Origin of the sequence: Mesorhizobium sp. LNHC229A00 (assembly GCF_000502415.1) — a bacterium.
Lineage (GTDB): Bacteria > Pseudomonadota > Alphaproteobacteria > Rhizobiales > Rhizobiaceae > Mesorhizobium.
Genome location: NZ_AYWQ01000147.1, coordinates 1 through 612 on the forward strand (window position 1 = coordinate 1; position 612 = coordinate 612).

The 612-nt window shown below is 57.8% G+C and carries 1 pseudogene; it reads left to right on the forward strand.

The window, feature by feature from the left end:
• Positions 1–20 precede the first annotated feature (20 nt).
• Positions 21–612: pseudogene (locus tag X742_RS140250) on the forward strand (transporter); the annotation flags it as partial.

Below are 612 nucleotides of genomic sequence, written 5' to 3' on the forward strand. Positions count from 1 at the left end.
GACGCTCTTCCGATCTATCCATGAACAATTCGCGTCTGAAAGCACTGCTGGGAGCAGGATGCTTTTCGCTGGCTTTGGTGGGTGCGGCGATGAACCCGGCGCATGCCGGCGGACTGGAGCGTGGCTGGTACGATATCGACCTGTTGTTCGATCCGGCTCAGGTCACAGGCGAACTTTCAGGCACTTATGTGATGCCGCAACGGGATTTGAAGAACGCAAAGGATACCGATCCGTCAGACGGCACCCTGAGTGGGCCCAAGTTTTCCACCTCGGCACGTGACACAGAAAGCTACTGGGTGCCCAACGCCGGCATCAAGGTCGGCATGGGCCCGATCGATTGCCTGGGCGACTACTCTCAGCCCATCGGTGCCTCCAGCAATCCCGGTGCTAACTGGGCGGGTGCACAAAGCAATGTTGACACGCAGGTAAAAAGTGAAGCCTTTGGTGCCACCTGCTCGTATAAGATGGACCTCGGCAAAGGTCAGTTTCGTTTCATCGGCGGCGTGTTCCATGAGGATGTTTCGGGCTTCAAGGAACAACTGGTCGCTCCGCTTCCTTCACCGCTTTTGGGCAGCGGCATCGGTCGCCTTGATCTCCAGGGAGACGGTTGGG